A 17,098-nucleotide genomic window follows, 5' to 3' on the forward strand; every position below is an offset into this window, starting at 1 on the left:
TGCCCGGGGCCGGCGGTTCGCGCCAGGGGATTCCCGCCGCCCGGGTCGGTTCAGCCGCGCGGTTTCGTGCGCTTGGTCGGGACCGCGGTGAGCGGGTCCTCCGGCCAGGGGTGGCGGGGGTAGCGGGCGCGCAGGTCGGCACGGACCTGGGGATAACCCTGCCGCCAGAAGGAGGCGAGGTCGCTCGTGATCGCGGCCGGCCGCTGCGCCGGGGACAGCAGGTGCAGGACGACGGGGACGCGGCCGTCCGCGACGCGGGGCGTCGTGGTCCAGCCGAACACCTCCTGGAGCTTGACCGCCAGGACCGGCGGACCGGCGCCGTCGTACGTGAGGCGGACCTCGGAACCGGACGGGACCCGGAGCCGTTCCGGGGCGAGCTCGCCGAGCCTGCCCGCCTCGGGCCAGGGCAGCAGGCGCCGGAGCGCCGGGCCGACGTCGACCCGGGCGAGATCGCGCGAGCCGCGCACGGCGGCGAGGTCACTGCCCAGCCAGTCGTCGAGACCGGCGAGCAGGGCGTCGTCGTCCACGGCGGGCCAGGGCGCGCCGAGGTGGGCGTGGCAGAACGCGAGCCGCTCCCGCAGGGCGCGGGCGGCGTCGGACCAGCGCAGCACGGACAGGCCGTCGCGGCGGATGCCGTCGCGGACCGCCGCCTGCACCAGCAGCGGGTCGGGCTTGGCCAGCGGGACGTCGTTGAGCACGATCCCGCCGAGGGTCTCGACGCGCCGTGTCACGACGGCGCCGTCGTCCCAGCGGATGACGTCCGACGACGCGACCAGGTCGCCGGCGACCTCGCGCGCGGTCTGCTCGTCGAGCGGGGCGGCGGAACGAATCCTGGCGTCGGCGCGGCCGGGTGCCCTGTCGGCGACGGCGATCGCCAGCCAGGTCGTGCCCCGGAACGGCGACCTCGGGTCCAGGGCGGCCCCGGTACCGCCGGCCATCTGGTAGCTCGGCGCGCCGGTCCCCCGGGCCCGCGCGATCCGGTCCGGGTAGGCCAGGCCGACGACGATTCCCGCCGCCAGGTCGTCCGGAACCGCGCGCGGCTCCTGCGCCTGGGTCAGCCCGCCCGGCGGAACGTCGGACCGCCCGCCCGACCGATTCCCGGGCTGCCCGCCCGGCCGCTCCCCCGGCCGCTCGCCCGGCTGCTCCCCCGGCAACGAGCCCCGGCCGAGCCGCTTCACCTCGTCCCGCCAGCGGGCGGTGGCCCCGCGGTCCTCGCCGCGGCGCAGGGCGCGCCAGCGGGCAGGGAGGTCGTCACCGGAGTCGCGCCCGGCGTCGTCGGACAACAGCGCGACGATCTCCCTCGCCCGGTCCGCCCCGACGCGCGGCGCCCCGTCCAGCAGTGCGCGCGCCAGCCGGGGATGCACGCCCATCGCCGCCATGCGCCGACCGCGTGCGGTGATGCGGCCGTCGCCGGCGACGGCGCCGATGCGCCGCAGCAGGTCGGCGGCCGCGGTCATCGCCGCCGCCGGCGGCGCCTCGAGCAGGGCCAGGCCGTCGCCGCCGGGCGCGCCCCACGCCGCGAGATCGAGGGCGAACGACGCCAGATCGGCCGTCGCGATCTCCGGCGCCGCATGATCGTCGAGACGCGCGTGGTCGGTGGCGGACCAGCAGCGGTAGACGCGGCCCGGGGCCTCCCGCCCGGCGCGCCCCGCCCGCTGCTCGGCCGACGAGCGCGAGACCCGGCACGTGACCAGGGCCCCGAGCCCGCGGGACTGATCGGTCCGCGGCTCGCGCGCGAGGCCCGCGTCGACCACGACCCGGACCCCGGGAACGGTCAGCGAGCTCTCCGCGACCGACGTCGTGACCACGATCCGGCGCGTGGCGGACGGCGCCAGCGCGCGGTCCTGCTCGGCCCGGGACTGGCGGCCGAACAGCGGCAGGACGTTCTCGCCGGCCAGGCGGCGCGTCACGCCGTTGATCTCGCCCTCGCCGGGCACGAACACGAGGATGTCGCCCTTGCTCTCGGCCAGCGCGCGCCGCACGACCAGGGCGACGTGATCCAGCAGGCGCGGGTCGACCCGCCCGCCGGGCAGCAGCGGCGTGGCGACCGGCGGCGGCGCCCACTCGACCGCCACGTCGAACCGGGCGGCGGACGCCGTGATCACCGGCGCCGGGACGTCGTCGCCCAGCGCCCGGCTCAGCCGGGCCGTGTCGGCCGTGGCCGACGTCGCGACGATCGCCAGGTCCTCCCGGAGGTTCGCCCGGACGTCGACGCCGAGCGCGAGCAGCAGATCGGCGTCGAGGTGCCGCTCGTGGCACTCGTCGATCAGGATCGCCGACACGCCCGGCAGGTCCGGGTCCTTCTGCAGCCGCCGCACGAGCAGCCCCGTCGTCACCACCTCGACCCGGAGCCCCGCCCCGCCGGCGCGCTCACCGCGCATCGCGTAACCGATCCGCTGCCCGAGCGGCTCCCCCGCGAGCGCCGCCAGCCGGCTCGCGGCCGCGCGGGTCGCCATCCGCCGCGGCTCGGCGACCACGACCGTCCCGCCGAGCGTGTCGCCCAGCGCGAGCGGCAGCAGCGACGTCTTCCCCGATCCCGGCGGCGCGACCAGCACCGCGGTGCCGCGCGACCGCACGGCGCCGACGACGTCGGGCAGGACCGCCCGGACCGGCAGATCGGCCCCGGGCACGGACACCTCAGGTAGCAGCACGCCCCGACGGTAACCGACCGGCGGCGCGCTCCGGCCGATCCCCCTGCGAGAATGCCTGATCGTGAACCATCTGCTGGACCTGGGGTCCCGGAAGTTCTGGCGGCTGACCGGCAGGCCCGTCGACCTGACCGGGCACCACTCCTGGTTGCGCGCGCCGATGAGCGGTTCCCCGACGGTCGGTGACGGCTGGCTCGCCGCGGAGGCGGCGCGCCACGGCGGCACGGTGGACGACGACGCCGCGACCGCGGATGCCGCGGGCGGCCCGGCGCCCGGCCTGCTCCCGGCGATGACCCTCCTGGACGGTCCGGGGTTCGACGCCGCCCGCCTGGACCCGCTGATCCGCGACTTCTACCAGCACACCGCCGCCTGGCGCATGGAGGTGTGGTCCGGCTGGTCGCCGCTGTTCTGGCCGGCCGGTGAACTGATCGCACGGTTGTTCGGCCGCCGGGTGGAGCAGCTGTCCCTCCCGATGCGCCCGCTCGACGTCGCGCACGGGATGGACAGCCGGGTCCGGGTGATCCGCGACCGGGACGGCGAGCAGGTGGGCGCGGCGTGGCTGCGCACGCTCCGGCCGTCGGGCCGGTACGTGTTCAGCGGCTGCTACTCGGCGCGTCGGCTGCCCGGCGCGGACCGGCCGAGCGTCCACGTCGCCTTCCCGCTCGAGTCCGGCAACGTCCAGGTGTTCCTGCGGCCGGCCGTCGGCGCCGGCGGCGGGCTCGTGCTGGAGTCGCCGCCGGGACGTTTCGGGCAGGACGGCGCCTACGTCGTCGTGCACGACAACGGGCGGGACTTCGCGGCGCGCGTCCCCCTCCACGAGACCTTCCGCCTGTACCGGGACCCCGACGGGGTGCTGCGGACCGACCACGAGCTGCGGCTGCGGCGCACCTGGATGATGCGGCTGCACTACAAGATGGAGCGCGCCCGATGATCCACACCTTCCACCTCGCCGAGCTGCCGCCCGCCGTGACGGCGCGCGCGCTGCTGCGGGCGCCGTCGGCCGCGACGACGCCGGGACTGGACCACGCGGAGTGCCTGGCGCTCATGCGCCTCGGGGCGCCCACCGTCTCCCCGGACCGGCTGCAGCTACGACGGATCGCCGTCTTCGCGCAGTGGCGCGACGACGACGCCGTGGACCGCTTCCTGTCCGACGACGCCCTCGGGCGCCGGCTGGCGGGCGGCTGGCACGTGCGGATGGAGTACCTGCGCCGCTGGTCGCGCCTGGCGGCGCTGCCCGGTCTGCCCGCCCGCGCGGGTGGCTGGGACCAGGACGAGCCCGTGGTCGCGGTGACCGTCGCGCGGATGCGCCTGCTCGAGGTGCCCCGGTTCCTGCGGTGGGGCAAACCCGTGGAGCGTCAGGTGCGCGACCATCCCGGCACGACGCTCGCCCTGGCCGCCGTCCGCCCGCCGCGCACGATCTCGACGTTCTCGGTGTGGCGCACGGTCCGCGAGATGGAGGAGATGGTGCACGGCCGCTCCGAGCTCCCCGACCCGCGCCGGCACGCGGACGCGATGACCGAACGACGCCGCCGCGACTTCCACCACGAGTTCGCGACGTTCCGCTTCCGCCCGCTCGCGGAACACGGGAGCTGGGAGGGACGGAGCGGAATCGTGCCGCTGGGCCGAGCGTGAGGTCACGGTGTGACGTGCGAGGATCCATGCTGTGACGACCGCTCCGCGCTGGCTGACGCTCTTCCTGGACATACCCGCCGCGAACCACGAGGCAGGGTGTGCCTTCTGGCAGGCTGCGACCGGCCACGCGATGTCGTCGCCGCGCGGGACGCACGGCGAGTTCGCGACGCTGGTCCCGCCGGCCGGGGACGCGCATCTGCGGATCCAGAGCATCCGGACCGGCGAGTTCCGCGTCCACGTCGATCTGCACGTCGACGATCTCGACGCGGCGGTCGAGCACGCGCTCGCGGTCGGTGCGCACCTGGTCGCCAGGCCGGATCATGCGATCCTGCGATCGCCCGCCGGCTTCGTCTTCTGCCTCGTGACCGGCCACGGCGGGACGACACGGGCAACGCCCGCGAACTGGGGCGACCACCGGTCGCTGCCCGACCAGCTCACCGTCGATGTCGCCCACGACGCCTGGGAGCGCGAGAAGACCTTCTGGTCCGAGCTCACCGGCTGGACGGTCGCGCCATCAGCGCGACCCGAGTTCGCTCGTCTTCGGACGCCGCCGACGCTGCCGGTCCGCGTTCTCCTGCAACGCCTGGACGACGGCGCCACGACAGGCCACCTCGACATCGCCACCGACCACCGCGCCGCCGAGGTCGCGAGGTTGACCCGGCTCGGCGCCCGCGAGCTCTCCGGCGGCCCCAGCTGGACGGTCATGACCGGCCCGGACCACAGCATCTTCTGCGTCACCGACCGCGACCCCGCGACCGGCCTGCTCCCCTGAGCCGGTCAGCCCGAAAGGAGCACCAGGCATGCTGGACGGCCTAGACGCCCTGGACTGGGGATCGATGTCCCACGCGTACGGAAGCGCCGATGACGTCCCTCCCCTGTTGCGCGGTCTCGTCTCGCCCGACCGCGCAACGCGGGAAGGCGCCCTCGACGCGCTGTTGATGGGGGTCCACCATCAGGGGGATGTGTACGACTCGACGGTTGCCTGCCTGCCGTTCCTCGTCGAGATCATGTGCGACCGGTCGGTTCCCGACCGTGCGGGCGTCGTCGAACTCGTGGCGGACATCGGGGCGCCCTTCGCCGACGAACTGGACGACGACGAGGGCGAGGACGAGGACGACGACGACGTCGACGACCACACCGGGGAAGCGGACGAGACCGATGACGCCGAGGCGGCGGCGTTCGTCCGTGCCCATGCGCACCATTTCGCGGAACTGCTGCGTGACCCGGATCCCGACGTGCGACGCGCAGCGGCCACCCCGGCGGTCCGGTTCGGGTCGGATCCCCAGGCGCTCCTGACCCTGCTGCTGAGCCGGCTGAACACTGACGATCCCGCCGATCTGGAGCCGGAACCGCGGGTGACGCTCGCGCTGATCAAGGCTCTCGGCCTGCTGGCCCGAACCCGCCCTGAAAGGACTTCGGTCGCAGCGGGCCGCCTGGCCACCTTCCTGTCCGAGGACATCGACCCGACCCTGCGGCTGACGGCGCTCGTGGCGACGCTTCGCCTCCCCGAGACATCGCTGCCGGGAGGTCTCGTGGACTCCGTGCTGGCCATGATGGCCGACCGGCCCGTTCTCGATGTCCGACCGTCATCGGAACAGCGCCCCGCCACCGACACGCTCGTCGGCCACCTGCGAGTCCTGATGCCTGACGACGAAGCCCAGGACATGAACACGCTGTTGCGCGGCGTCCATGATGCGCTGGGAGCTCGCACCGACGAACGGATCCACCTGCTCTGCGGCCAGCTGACCAGCCCGCACCCGGCTGACCGGCTCGATGCCGCCTCGATGGCATCGGGGCTGTTCGGCACCTTCCGGGCCGACTACGACCGGCCCGTCCGGCTGATCGGCGGCATGCTCACCGAGCCCGACCCGCGCTGGCGTGAGGCTGCGGCGACCCGTCTGGAATCCCTGTTCCACCTTGCGGCTCCGGCGGCCGATGACCTCGCGCGATACCTGGACGACAACCCGGACGCCCGGGTCCAGCGATACCGCGGCGGCCCTCCGAACCTCGGTGCCGGGCTGATCGCCCTCTCCCGGTGCGGAGATGCACGGGCAGTGCCCCACCTCGCCGCCGTGCTGGAATCCGACGGTGCGCTGCGATCGCTCGGCAGCACACTGAAAGACCTGGGCCACCACGCCGGTACCCTCACACCCCTGCTGTTGGCGGAGGCCGGGCACTGCGACCCTGACCGCCAGGACGACGCCGAGCACATCCGCCTGTCGTCGACGCTCACCGGGCTGAGTTTCCTGCGCGAACCTGCGGCGGAGCCCGTGGCCCGCGCCTACCTGGAAGGGCTGCACCGCATACTGCTGGGCGGCGCCGACGTCGGCCGGACCTTCTGGTGGCGCGCCGGAGACGCAGTACGCACCCTCGCGGATCTCGGTACGCCGGTTTCAGCCGACTGTCTCCGGCCGTGGCTGGGCACGAAGATCAGGCTGCAAGCCGCCGAGGCGCTGCTGACACTGACCGGCGGCCCCGGTGGCAAGGAAACGGACGCTGTCATCGACGTGGTGGAGGAGAGCCTCAGCGGGCCACGACCACAAGACGGCGCAGCTCTTGCGGGCCGTCTCGGTCGAGCCGGGGAACGGTTCGTACCCAGGCTGCGGACTCTTCTGCGGGCGAGCGGGCCCGACGATGGTCCCGGGTGGCACCACAGCGCCAAGGAGTACGCCGTGGCACTCTGGCAGATCACCGGCGATCACTCGGCCGCCGTCGAGCCGTTGCGAACCGCCTGGGCCGAGAACGTCCACACCCGCCCGGCGATCGCCGGATTCCTGGCCGGCATCGGTGCGGCAAGCCGGCCGTTGCGTGACCTCCTCGAGGTCGAGGTCGCCGCAACGCGGCGGTTCAACGCGATCCACCTCGGCGGCAGCAGCCACGCGATCCAGGAGGACGAACGGCTGCGGACCACGTGCCTGTCGATCCTGGAATCGCTCGATTGAACTGCGCGCCGGGCGCGTGCCGACGTCAGTCCTCGGCCGATGACCCCGGCCCGGTCGCGGCGTACCGGGCGACCATGGTGCGGACGGCGTCGTCGACCCCGCACCGTTCCCGCCAGCCCGAGACCCCATGACCGCGAGTGCGAGCCGGAACCCAGGCGGGCACGCCTGAGCAGTCAGCGGCCCACCACGTCCGCGATCCCGGCTCGCTCACGACGCCTGCCGACCCAGACGACGACGGCAGCGGCCGTCGCGATCACGACGGCGATACCCGCCACGTAGGCGGCGACTCCGCCCGGGCCACCCGTCATCGGGGAACGCGGGTCAAGGAACGGATACGGGTACCACCACGGGTCGCCCGTGGCCGGCGCGACCACCAGCCCGGCGCGAACCAGCGTGTACCCGATCCAGGCGAGCGGGAAGGCGATGACCGCGAGGATCGCACCCCAGCCGAGCGCACGCCGCCGCGGAGCGAGGAGCAGGTCGGCCAGCATGACGAGCGGCCCGACGACATGCAGCACCTCGTTGGACCACGGCACCGTCGCCCCCTGCGGCAGCGCGATGCCGCGCAGCAGCACGTTGAAGACGACCCCTGTGACCAGCATGTACGTCGTCGCACCCGCCAGCAGGAGCGCGAGCCACCGAGGCTCGCGGCCGCTTCCCCGTCCGGCGGTCCACGTCCAGGCCGCGGCGACCACCAGCGCCACGGCCGCCACGACGTTCGAGTCGATGGTGAAGAAGCTGAAGAAGTTCGCGACGACCGTCGGCAGATGCGACCCGTGCGGCGTCGTCGCCTGCAGAGCGATGGACACGGTGCGTTGCAGCTGGGCGACGACGGCGGCGACGATCAGCGCGGCGCCGACGATCCGCACGACCGGCCAGACCCGATCGACACCCGTTCCAGCGAGGCGAAGCGACTCCGCCGAGGTACGCGACATGCTCACACGTTAACGGCGCGCTCGCGGCGGCGCCCGGGACGCGATCCGCTCACGGCTCGGCGACGTGCTCTCCGGGCGGGAACGCTCGCGTGCTCGCTCCCGCTGGGCGCGTGCGTGCGTGACCTGGCGGTAGCAGGTCTCGTACCGGCCGGCCCAGGTGCTGTCGGTTTCATCGTGCACGACCTGGGCGAGCATGCTCCAGACACTTTCCGGGATGCGGCGCAACAGCACGATGTCCTTGCGACGCCAGGCCAGCAGGTAGCGGACGGCACCGGACCACGCGGGATCGGTGGTAGGAACGTCGGCCAAGGCCGTGAAGACGGCCTGCGGCGGCAACCGGTCGAGCAAGGTCGACGACGCCGCCTCGTGCACCGGGTAACCGGAGTAGCGGCCGGTGCCACCCGACCGCCACCGCAGGAGCGCCAGCGCCTGGGCAGGTTCGCCCGGGTGTGTCTCTCTCAGGCGGCGGGCGAGGTCATCGGCCAATTCCTCCGGAAGCGCAGAACCCGTCCCGGCGAGGATCCGGGGAAGCTCCGCACGAATGGCCTCGGGTGCGGCCTGGGTCCAGGACTCCTGGGCCCGCTCTTGCTCTCGTCGCTGTTGTTCGCGCCGGTCGACCTGTCCAACGGGGTGGGGATAGCCATGCGCGGCCATCCACGCGACGAGCTCGGGCCCGTGTGCAAGTTCGATGTCGCCGCCGGACGTGCCCTGCCAGCGCAGCGTCGAGCCGTGGTGCCAGCCGAGGACATCGATAGCGGTGCCCATGTGGTCAAGCAGCTCGAACGCGGAATCGCCGAGGCACATGCAGTCCATGCCCGTCGATCGGGAGACCTCCAGCAGCCGGACGAGCTCGTCGAGGTCAGCGCGCGCGGTGACCGTGAGCACAGGCTCGACGCCGGGCGGCCGGTTCCCGGTCGCGCCGCGGTCGTACACGCGGATGACCGACGCCGAGCGCACCAGGCCGTTCAGATCATGCGCATCGAACACGGCGTCGTCGGACATGCACGCCAGAGTAATGCTGGAACGGTGAAAACGAGTTCGTCGAATCTTGGCACGAGGTTAGGGTCTGGCTCGCGCCCCGGTCGATTGCGGGTACTGGAGGCCGTGGCGACCTACGACCTGGGCCGAAACCCGCATGGCGAACCGGCCGCGGAGTCCTGACAACTTCTGCTTCTGCGAGCGCCGATGAGTCGTACCCATGAACACGCGAGAGGCCCCGCGGACACAAAGTCCACGGGGCCTCACTTTTCGTCGGCTGCTCCAGCCGAGCGAGCCGGGATGGCGCTGTAGCACGATGTGGCACCCGGTGCTACCGTTGAATCATGAGCTTGAGTGAGGACATCACACAGCGCGACCTGCGGTCGCACTCGAAGGAGATCATGGACGCGGTCCAGTCCGGCCGTTCGTTCCTGGTCACGCGGGGCGGGGAACGGATCGGGGAGCTCATCCCCCTGCGTCGCAAGCGTCGCTTCGTCTCCCGGACCGAGTTCGCCGCCATGTCGAAGGCCAAGATCGGGATGTCGTTGAAGGCGTTCCGCGCGGACCAGGACTCGGCCCTCGACGACGAGCCGGTGGATCCCTATGAGCGATGAGCCCACCCAGGGGCTGGTCGACACCAACATCCTGATCCTGCGCGACCAGATCGATGTCGAGGAACTACCCGACCAGATCGCGATCAGTGCCATCACCCTCGCTGAGCTGTCCGCCGGTCCCCATCAGGTGCGCCCCGACAGCCCGGACTACGACGAGCACTCCGAACGCGGACGGCGGATCGATGTCCTGCAGCGGGCCGAGAACGAGTTCGACCCGATCCCGTTCGACGCCGAATGCGCGCGCCTCTACGGCCGCATCGTCGCAGGCGTCATCGCCGTCGGCCGCACCCCGCGGCGTCGTACCGCGGACCTCATGATCGCGGCGACAGCGGCAGCCGAAGGCCTGCCGCTGTACACGACCAACCCGGACGACTTCAGAGGCCTCGACTCCGTGGTCACCATCGTGCCGGTCACCCGGCCGCAGGACTGACCGCCGTCAGGTAGCCGGCTCCGTCGTGGAGTCGCGGACCACCAGGTGGGTCGAGAGTTCCACGCGCTGGGTGGTCAGGGTCGCGCCGCGGGCCAGGTTGACGACGGTGGAGACGGCGCTGCGGCCGATGTCCGCGATGGGCTGGTGGACCGCGGCCAGGGGCGGGGTGCTCATCTGGTCAAAACAAATCGGAACCCATATAAGCATCCAGGTAAAGACGAGGAGGCCCCTGTGAACGCGATGTCACAGGAGCCTCCACGTCAGGCTCGGGAGCAGACCGTCACCAGCCGCGCTCGGCCAGCCGGACCGGTGCCGGCTCCTCCTCCACGTTGATGCCGACCATCGCCTCGCCCAGGCCTCGGGAGACCTTGGCGATGACGTCGGGGTCGTCGTAGAAGGTGGTGGCCTGGACGATGGCCTTGGCGCGCTGGGCCGGGTTGCCGGACTTGAAGATGCCCGAGCCGACGAAGACGCCCTCGGCGCCCAGCTGCATCATCATCGCGGCGTCGGCCGGGGTGGCGATGCCGCCGGCGGTGAACAGCACGACCGGGAGCTTGCCGGTGCGGGCCACCTCGACCACGAGGTCGTACGGCGCCTGCAGCTCCTTCGCGGCGACGAACAGCTCGTCCTCCGGGAGCGAGGTCAGGCGCGTGATCTGCTGGCGGATCTGGCGCATGTGCGTGGTCGCGTTGGACACGTCGCCCGTGCCGGCCTCGCCCTTGGAGCGGATCATCGCCGCGCCCTCGGTGATGCGGCGCAGCGCCTCACCCAGGTTGGTCGCGCCGCACACGAACGGCACGGTGAACGCCCACTTGTCGATGTGGTTCGTGTAGTCGGCGGGGGTGAGCACCTCGGACTCGTCGATGTAGTCCACGCCCAGCGACTGCAGCACCTGCGCCTCGACGAAGTGCCCGATGCGGGCCTTCGCCATGACCGGGATGGACACGGCCTCGATGATGCCGTCGATCATGTCCGGGTCGCTCATCCGGCTCACGCCGCCCTGCGCGCGGATGTCCGCCGGAACCCGCTCCAGCGCCATCACGGCCACCGCGCCGGCGTCCTCGGCGATCTTCGCCTGATCGGGCGTGACGACGTCCATGATCACGCCGCCCTTGAGCATCTCGGCCATGCCGCGCTTCACGCGCGCCGTGCCCACGGTGCCCGCGCTGCCCACGCCAGTCGTCGTCTCGTCAGCCACCACTACCTCGCTCGTCCGGTCGGGTACGACGCCGGTCCGGCGTCCTTCTGCCTCGATCCTACGTCGACTCACCGGCACGCCGGTCCAGGCATTCGGCATGCGGTCGCCGCGTTCGCGCCCCGTGGACGGGTCCCGAGCGCGGCGACCGTCATCACCGCAGGAACCCCTGGAGGTTCTCGACGATGCCCGCCGTGTCCAGAACGACGGTCAGCACGGTGAGGCCGGTCATCAGGAGGGTCCCGACCCACGACGACGACCGCGGCAGGTCCACGGTCATCAGGGCCGCCCGGGCCGGCGCGATCCGCACGACGTCGTCGGTGTTCCTGTTGCGGACCGCGACCGCGAGCCCCTTGTCGACGAGGTCGAGCGCCCTCTCGAGCGCGCGCCCGGTGACGGCCCGCAGCTCCTGCTCCAGCGCCGCCGTGTGCATCACGTACAGGAACACCACCCCGACCGTGAAGACGACGGCGTTGAGGTGGATCTCGAACTCGCCGACCCGGAGCACCTCGATCCCGAGCAGGAACAGCGTGACCTGGACGAGCGCGATACCCACGAAAGCCCAGCGGTACACGGCCCGGCCGGCCGTCGCCAGGATCACGAAGGAGAAGGTGACCGCGACCAGCGCCCACCAGCGCAGCCAGTCGGCCCCGTCCGGCATCCCCCACGCGGCGCTGCTGCCGACGGCGCCGAGGATCTCGCAGCCGGTCACCATGACGATCGCCGTCACCAGGACCGCGACCATCGTCGTCCAGGAGAACCGGTGCAGCCAGAGCAACGGGCCGAGTTCGGCCAGGGTCGGCGCGAGGCTCGTGCGCAACGGCACGTGACGCGCGCCGCGCAGGATGGTCCCGGCCGTCATGAGCGCGAGGTAGCAGGCCACCCCGACGGCGTACGCGAGCGCCGACCACAGCAGGACGGTCGACTCCGCCTGGGCCATGCCCGCGAGCCAGGTCCCGGGGGCGAGCCCGACGACGGCGGGCACGACGACGCTCGGCAGCACGATCAGTCCCCAGCCCGCGAGGCGCCGCCGGGCGAGGGGACCCCCCGGACTCCCGGTCCGGGACGATCCGCCGCCCAGGATCCAGCGTGCGCCCACCACGTACACCGCGGCCTCCGCGAGCGCCAGCAGCAGCGCCAGCGGCCCGCCGCCCGCGATGCACCAGGAGACCGCGAACATCAGCCAGGTGAGGATCCCGCCGACCATGTCGGCCTGCGTCAGCCGCAGGCCGACCCGCTTGACGACGGTGATCTCCCCCGGCTCGGGCTGGACGCCGACGAACCGCGCGAGCGTGAAGTTACGCCAGTGGATCCCGAGGTGCCGGCCCCGGAGCCGGAAGACCTCGGCGTAGGAGTCCACCCGGCCCTGCCTCTTGATCGCGAGATCCTGCAGCAGGTACAGCCACGCGACGGAGACGGCCGCGAGGGTGTTCATCGCCGCCCAGGTCAGGCTCCAGGGTGTCAGGCCGCCGTCCTGGGTGAACGGGAGCCAGCGCCATCCGATGACGAGAAGGATGAGTCCCAGCCCGAGGGCACCGCCCGGCAGCCGGCGCATGGCCGCCAGGACCGGGGGCAGGCCGCCGTACGGGGTGATGTCCTCGCGCCCGGGCCCGAAGAGGTGGGGCCAGACCGCCGAGAGGTCCGCGTGCCCGTCGCCGAGGAGGACGTAGGCGTCGTAGAGCTCGTGGCACGCGGCGCACCGGATCACCCGGTAGCGGATGTCCGGGGCGGTGGTGGATCCGTTGCGCTGGATGCGCAGGATGCCGATGAGCTGGTCCCAGTGGAGCTGCCGGTAGAAGTCCTGCCCGACGCGGTGCCAGGCGGCCGGGTCCTTGTTCTCCTTGTCGGTCGCGGGGTCGAAGCGATCGACGTCGCGGACGTAGGGCATGCAGCGGATGTCCGCCACGGCGTCGTCGGGCCGGTCGGCCCGCGGCGCCACCTCACGGCGGTCGGGCGCCGCGCAGTAGGGACAGACGAGGTAGACCTGCAGCAGACCGGTACCGCTCACCACATGCTCCTTCTTCGTGCTCGGTCAGCCTCGTATCCGGGCCAGCAGGGCCACGCCACCGGCGATGACGCCGATCCCGTAGGCCACGCCGAGTGCCGGCCCGGTCCAGTTGGTCAGCGTGGACCCGGGGGTCCCGAACTCCCCGGAGCTCTTCCGGGAGTACTTGCCCGCCTGGTACGCGTCGTCGGTGAGCGGGGCCAGGGGAACGGCCGCGCCCGCGTCGACCGGCTCGTCGGCGGGTTCCGCGAGCCGCGTGAGGTGGTTCCAGGTCGCGACCGCGAGGCCGACGTGCGTGCCGTCGAGGGGCACGCTGACGCCGGACTGCTCCGAGACGGGCTCGCCCGTCCTGGTGGTCACCGTCCGGTGGTAGGTGCCGTCGCCGGCGCGCCGGTAGGTCTCCACGAGGTGCACGCTGCGGTGCACGAAGTAGTCGTCGCCCGGGGTGCCCTCGAACGTCACCGCGGCGACGTCGCCGGTCGCCAGGTCGACGTCGACCTGCACGTACTCGATGTCCCGGGTGGGGATCCCGTACCGCGCACCGCGATAGACGCGGTAGGCCAGGTCCTGGACGGCCTGGGGGTGGATCTCGTCCTCCCAGACCTGGAAGTAGTTCAGGACGAGCCGGTCGTCCTGCCCGACGGCGTCGTACACGAAACCGAGCAGGGGCGGGGTCGGGTGACCCGGTGCGAGGTGGAACCTCGGGAGGTACCGCTCGGCGAGCTGGGCGACCGTGACGGCGCGCCCCGCGACCTCGACCTCGGCGTCGTCCGCGAGCACCGGATAGGCCCTCGCCTCGTGCCCGGTCAGGTGGAGGAACCCGAGGTGACCGGCGAGCCCGACGACTCCCGCGACGAGCAGGTAGGTCACCAGAACCATGGACGGCTTCCTTCTCCTGCGAGATCGACTGCGGGCGATGAGGCACCTCCTGAGCGGGGCAGCGCGGCTCAGTCAATCCGATGCGCGGTGCCTGGTCAAGGACTAGCTGGCCACGCGTCCGCGAGTTTGCGCCGGGTGTCGGCCAGGAGCTCCGGGAGGGACTTCGTCCGGGCGACGATCGGGAGGAAGTTCGCGTCGCCCGTCCACCGCGGGACCACGTGCTGGTGCAGGTGCGCGGCGATGCCCGCCCCCGCGACCTCGCCCTGGTTGATGCCGAGGTTGAAGCCCGCCGGGGCGTGGACGGCGCGGGAGACGCGCATCGCGGTCTGGGTCATCGCCGCCAGCTCGGCCGTCTCGGCCTCGTCCAGGTCCGTGTAGTCCGAGACGTGGCGGTACGGCAGCACCATCAGGTGGCCCGAGTTGTACGGGTACAGGTTGAGCACCACGTAGCACCGCCGCCCGCGGGCGACGACGAGACCCTGCTCGTCGTCGCCGCGCGGGATGCGGCAGAACGGGCACTGCTGCTCGGTGGCGTCGGACGGTTTGTCCTGGCCGCCGATGTACACCATGCGGTGCGGGGTCCACAGGCGCTGGTAGCTGTCCTCGGGCGGGCCGAAGGCGGCGGGGTCGTCCGCGCACACCAGGGCGTCGTCGTCGGGCATCGCGCCGTCGGACGTCGCGGTGGCGTCGTGCACGCCCGTACGGGCGCCGTCGTCGTCGGACATCATGCCTGCGGAACCCACGCCGTCAGACCTGCGTGCGGTCCTCGACCGCCCTGACGATCCGCTCGATCGCCTCAGCGACGGGCACGCCGTTCTCCTGCGTGCCGTCGCGGAAGCGGAACGAGACCGCGCCGGCCTCGGCGTCCTCACCGCCCGCGATCAGCGTGAACGGGACCTTGGTCTTGGAAGCGTTGCGGATCTTCTTGGCGAAGCGGTCGTCGGACAGGTCCGCCTCCGCGCGGATGCCGCGCGCGGTGAGCTGCGCGACGACGTCCTTGAGGTAGTCGTCGAACGCCTCCGCGACCGGGACCGCCAGGACCTGCACCGGGGCGAGCCACGCCGGGAACTGGCCCGCGTAGTGCTCGATGAGCACGCCCATGAACCGCTCGATCGAGCCGAACTTGGCCGAGTGGATCATCACCGGGCGCTGCTTGGTGCCGTCCGGGCCCGTGTACTCCAGGCCGAAGCGCTCGGGCTGGTTGAAGTCGTACTGGACGGTGCCCATCTGCCAGGTGCGGCCGATGGCGTCCTGGGCCTGCACCGAGATCTTCGGGCCGTAGAAGGCGGCGCCGCCCGGGTCCGCGACCAGGTCCAGGCCGGACTCCGTGGCGACCTTCTCCAGGATCGCCGTCGCCTTCTCCCAGTCCTCGTCCGAGCCGACGAACTTGTCCTTCTTCTTGTCGTCGCGGGTCGACAGCTCCAGGTAGAAGTCGTCGAGGCCGAAGTCCTTCAGCACGCTGAGCATGAAGTCCAGCAGGTGCTTGACCTCGCCCGGCGCCTGCTCCGGGGTGACGTACGAGTGCGAGTCGTCCTGCGTCAGGCCGCGCACGCGCGTCAGGCCCTGCACGACGCCGCCCTTCTCGTAGCGGTACACCGTGCCGAACTCGAACAGGCGGATCGGCAGCTCACGGTAGGACCGGCCGCGGCTGGAGAAGATGAGGTTGTGCATGGGGCAGTTCATCGCCTTGAGGCGGTACTGCTGCGCGACCTCTCCTTCTTCGTCCTGGAACTGCAGCGGCGGGAACATCGTGTCCGCGTAGTACGGCAGGTGACCCGAGGTGTAGAAGATGTCTTCCTTGGAGATGTGCGGCGTGCCGACGTAGGAGAAGCCCTCCTCGATGTGCCGGCGGCGCACGTAGTCCTCCATGACGCGCTTGATTACGCCACCCTTGGGGTGGAACAGCGGCAGGCCGGAACCGACCTCCTCGCGGAACGAGAACAGGTCCATCTCGACGCCGAGCTTGCGGTGGTCGCGGCGCTCGGCCTCGGCGATCCGCTCCTCGTACGCCTTGAGCTCGTCCTTGGACGGCCAGGCGGTGCCGTAGACGCGCTGCAGCATCGCGTTGTCCTGGTTGCCGCGCCAGTAGGCGGCGGCCGAGCGCAGGATCTTCACGCCCTGGCCGATGAGCTTGGTGTTCGGCAGGTGCGGGCCGCGGCACAGGTCCTGCCAGACGACGGTCTCGCTCTCGCGGCCGAGGCCGCGTACGTTCTCGTAGATGGTGAGCTCGCCGGCGCCCACCTCGACGCCCGCTCCTTCCGCCGCGTCCTCGACGTTGCCGCCCTTGAGGCCGATGAGCTCGAGCTTGTACGGCTCGTTCGCCAGTTCCTCGCGGGCCTGCTCCTCGGTGACCACGCGGCGGCGGAACGCCTGGCCCTCCCGGATGATGCGGGACATGGCCTTGTCCAGGGCCTTGAGGTCCTCGGGGGTGAACGGCTGCGCGACGTCGAAGTCGTAGTAGAAGCCGTCCTTGACCGGCGGGCCGATGCCCAGCCTCGCGTCCGGGTTCACCTGCTGCACCGCCTGCGCGAGCACGTGGGCGGCGGAGTGCCGCAGCACGTCGAGCCCGTCGGGCTCGTGGATCGACACCGGTTCGACGACGGCGCCGGACGGGATCTCGCGGTGCAGGTCCCACAGCACGCCGTCGACCCGGACGACGACGATGTCCTTGCGGTCGCCGTACAGATCGGCGCCGGTGGTGGGCACCGTGGTGGTCGTCGTCGCCTGCGTCTCGGTGACGTCACCGGGGGTGAGGTCCTGACTGGTGAGCGGCGATGCGACGTCGGACACGAAGGGTCTCCTTCAAGAGCGGATGTCCCCCGCACGTGCGAGGGGCGCCG

15 protein-coding genes are annotated in these 17,098 nt (G+C 72.1%); 6 read left to right on the forward strand and 9 right to left on the reverse strand.

From position 1 onward, the window contains the following. Positions 1–50: 50 nt before the first annotated feature. The gene (locus tag ABD208_RS16615) at positions 51–2,651 is read right to left on the reverse strand and encodes an ATP-dependent RNA helicase (protein WP_344105048.1); all 2,601 of its coding nucleotides are present in this window, start codon (positions 2,649–2,651) and stop codon (positions 51–53) included. 61 nt (positions 2,652–2,712) lie between these two features. Between ABD208_RS16615 and ABD208_RS16620 the strand changes: the two genes are divergently transcribed. Genes ABD208_RS16620 through ABD208_RS16635 form a run of 4 tightly spaced genes read left to right on the forward strand, consistent with a single transcriptional unit; the run spans position 2,713 to position 7,222 of the window. Next, entirely contained in the window at positions 2,713–3,579 is an 867-nt protein-coding gene (locus ABD208_RS16620) for a hypothetical protein (protein ID WP_344105051.1), read from the forward strand. Then, positions 3,576–4,280: a hypothetical protein gene (locus ABD208_RS16625; RefSeq protein WP_344105053.1), complete on the forward strand. Its 705-nt coding sequence runs from the start codon at positions 3,576–3,578 to the stop codon at positions 4,278–4,280. Before ABD208_RS16620 ends, ABD208_RS16625 begins: the two co-directional genes overlap by 4 nt. Positions 4,281–4,311: 31 nt before the next feature. Then, positions 4,312–5,052 carry a VOC family protein gene (locus tag ABD208_RS16630; RefSeq protein ID WP_344105055.1) on the forward strand — a complete coding sequence of 247 codons (741 nt, stop codon included), beginning with the start codon at positions 4,312–4,314 and terminating at the stop codon, positions 5,050–5,052. Positions 5,053–5,080: 28 nt separating this feature from the next. Continuing rightward, positions 5,081–7,222 (forward strand): hypothetical protein, encoded by a 2,142-nt coding sequence (locus tag ABD208_RS16635; protein ID WP_344105057.1) that lies wholly within the window; start codon positions 5,081–5,083, stop codon positions 7,220–7,222. Between the two features lie 173 nt (positions 7,223–7,395). Here ABD208_RS16635 and ABD208_RS16640 read toward each other — a convergent pair whose 3' ends face one another. Together ABD208_RS16640 and ABD208_RS16645 are read right to left on the reverse strand one after the other, a co-directional pair. Further along, entirely contained in the window at positions 7,396–8,157 is a 762-nt protein-coding gene (locus ABD208_RS16640; RefSeq protein ID WP_344105059.1) for a Pr6Pr family membrane protein, read from the reverse strand. Positions 8,158–8,166: 9 nt separating this feature from the next. Continuing rightward, a complete protein-coding gene (locus ABD208_RS16645) occupies positions 8,167–9,159 on the reverse strand; it encodes a hypothetical protein (RefSeq protein WP_344105061.1) in 993 nt (330 codons plus the stop codon). A gap of 320 nt (positions 9,160–9,479) precedes the next feature. Here ABD208_RS16645 and ABD208_RS16650 point away from each other — a divergent pair, with 320 nt between their 5' ends. Together ABD208_RS16650 and ABD208_RS16655 are read left to right on the forward strand one after the other, a co-directional pair. Next, positions 9,480–9,749 (forward strand): type II toxin-antitoxin system Phd/YefM family antitoxin, encoded by a 270-nt coding sequence (locus ABD208_RS16650; protein ID WP_344105063.1) that lies wholly within the window; start codon positions 9,480–9,482, stop codon positions 9,747–9,749. Continuing rightward, positions 9,739–10,179 (forward strand): type II toxin-antitoxin system VapC family toxin, encoded by a 441-nt coding sequence (locus ABD208_RS16655; protein ID WP_344105065.1) that lies wholly within the window; start codon positions 9,739–9,741, stop codon positions 10,177–10,179. The genes ABD208_RS16650 and ABD208_RS16655 overlap by 11 nt, the downstream gene beginning before the upstream one ends. A gap of 6 nt (positions 10,180–10,185) precedes the next feature. Here the strand turns inward: ABD208_RS16655 and ABD208_RS16660 are convergent, their stop codons facing one another. From ABD208_RS16660 to thrS, 6 genes are all read right to left on the reverse strand, one after another. After that, a complete protein-coding gene (locus tag ABD208_RS16660; protein WP_486348042.1) occupies positions 10,186–10,353 on the reverse strand; it encodes a substrate-binding domain-containing protein in 168 nt (55 codons plus the stop codon). A gap of 106 nt (positions 10,354–10,459) precedes the next feature. After that, entirely contained in the window at positions 10,460–11,377 is a 918-nt protein-coding gene (gene pdxS / locus ABD208_RS16665) for a pyridoxal 5'-phosphate synthase lyase subunit PdxS (protein WP_344105069.1), read from the reverse strand. Between the two features lie 151 nt (positions 11,378–11,528). Beyond that, the gene (locus tag ABD208_RS16670) at positions 11,529–13,382 is read right to left on the reverse strand and encodes a purine-cytosine permease family protein (RefSeq protein ID WP_344105072.1); all 1,854 of its coding nucleotides are present in this window, start codon (positions 13,380–13,382) and stop codon (positions 11,529–11,531) included. A gap of 24 nt (positions 13,383–13,406) precedes the next feature. Then, positions 13,407–14,258, reverse strand: a complete 852-nt coding sequence (locus tag ABD208_RS16675; protein ID WP_344105074.1) for a hypothetical protein — start codon at positions 14,256–14,258, stop codon at positions 13,407–13,409. A gap of 95 nt (positions 14,259–14,353) precedes the next feature. Further along, positions 14,354–14,920, reverse strand: coding sequence for an HIT family protein (locus ABD208_RS16680; protein ID WP_344105287.1), 567 nt, complete (start codon positions 14,918–14,920; stop codon positions 14,354–14,356). Between the two features lie 85 nt (positions 14,921–15,005). Continuing rightward, positions 15,006–17,048, reverse strand: coding sequence for a threonine--tRNA ligase (gene thrS / locus ABD208_RS16685; RefSeq protein WP_344105076.1), 2,043 nt, complete (start codon positions 17,046–17,048; stop codon positions 15,006–15,008). Positions 17,049–17,098 lie beyond the last annotated feature (50 nt).

This window comes from Myceligenerans crystallogenes (assembly GCF_039529775.1).
GTDB classification, from domain to species: Bacteria; Actinomycetota; Actinomycetes; order Actinomycetales; family Cellulomonadaceae; genus Myceligenerans; species Myceligenerans crystallogenes.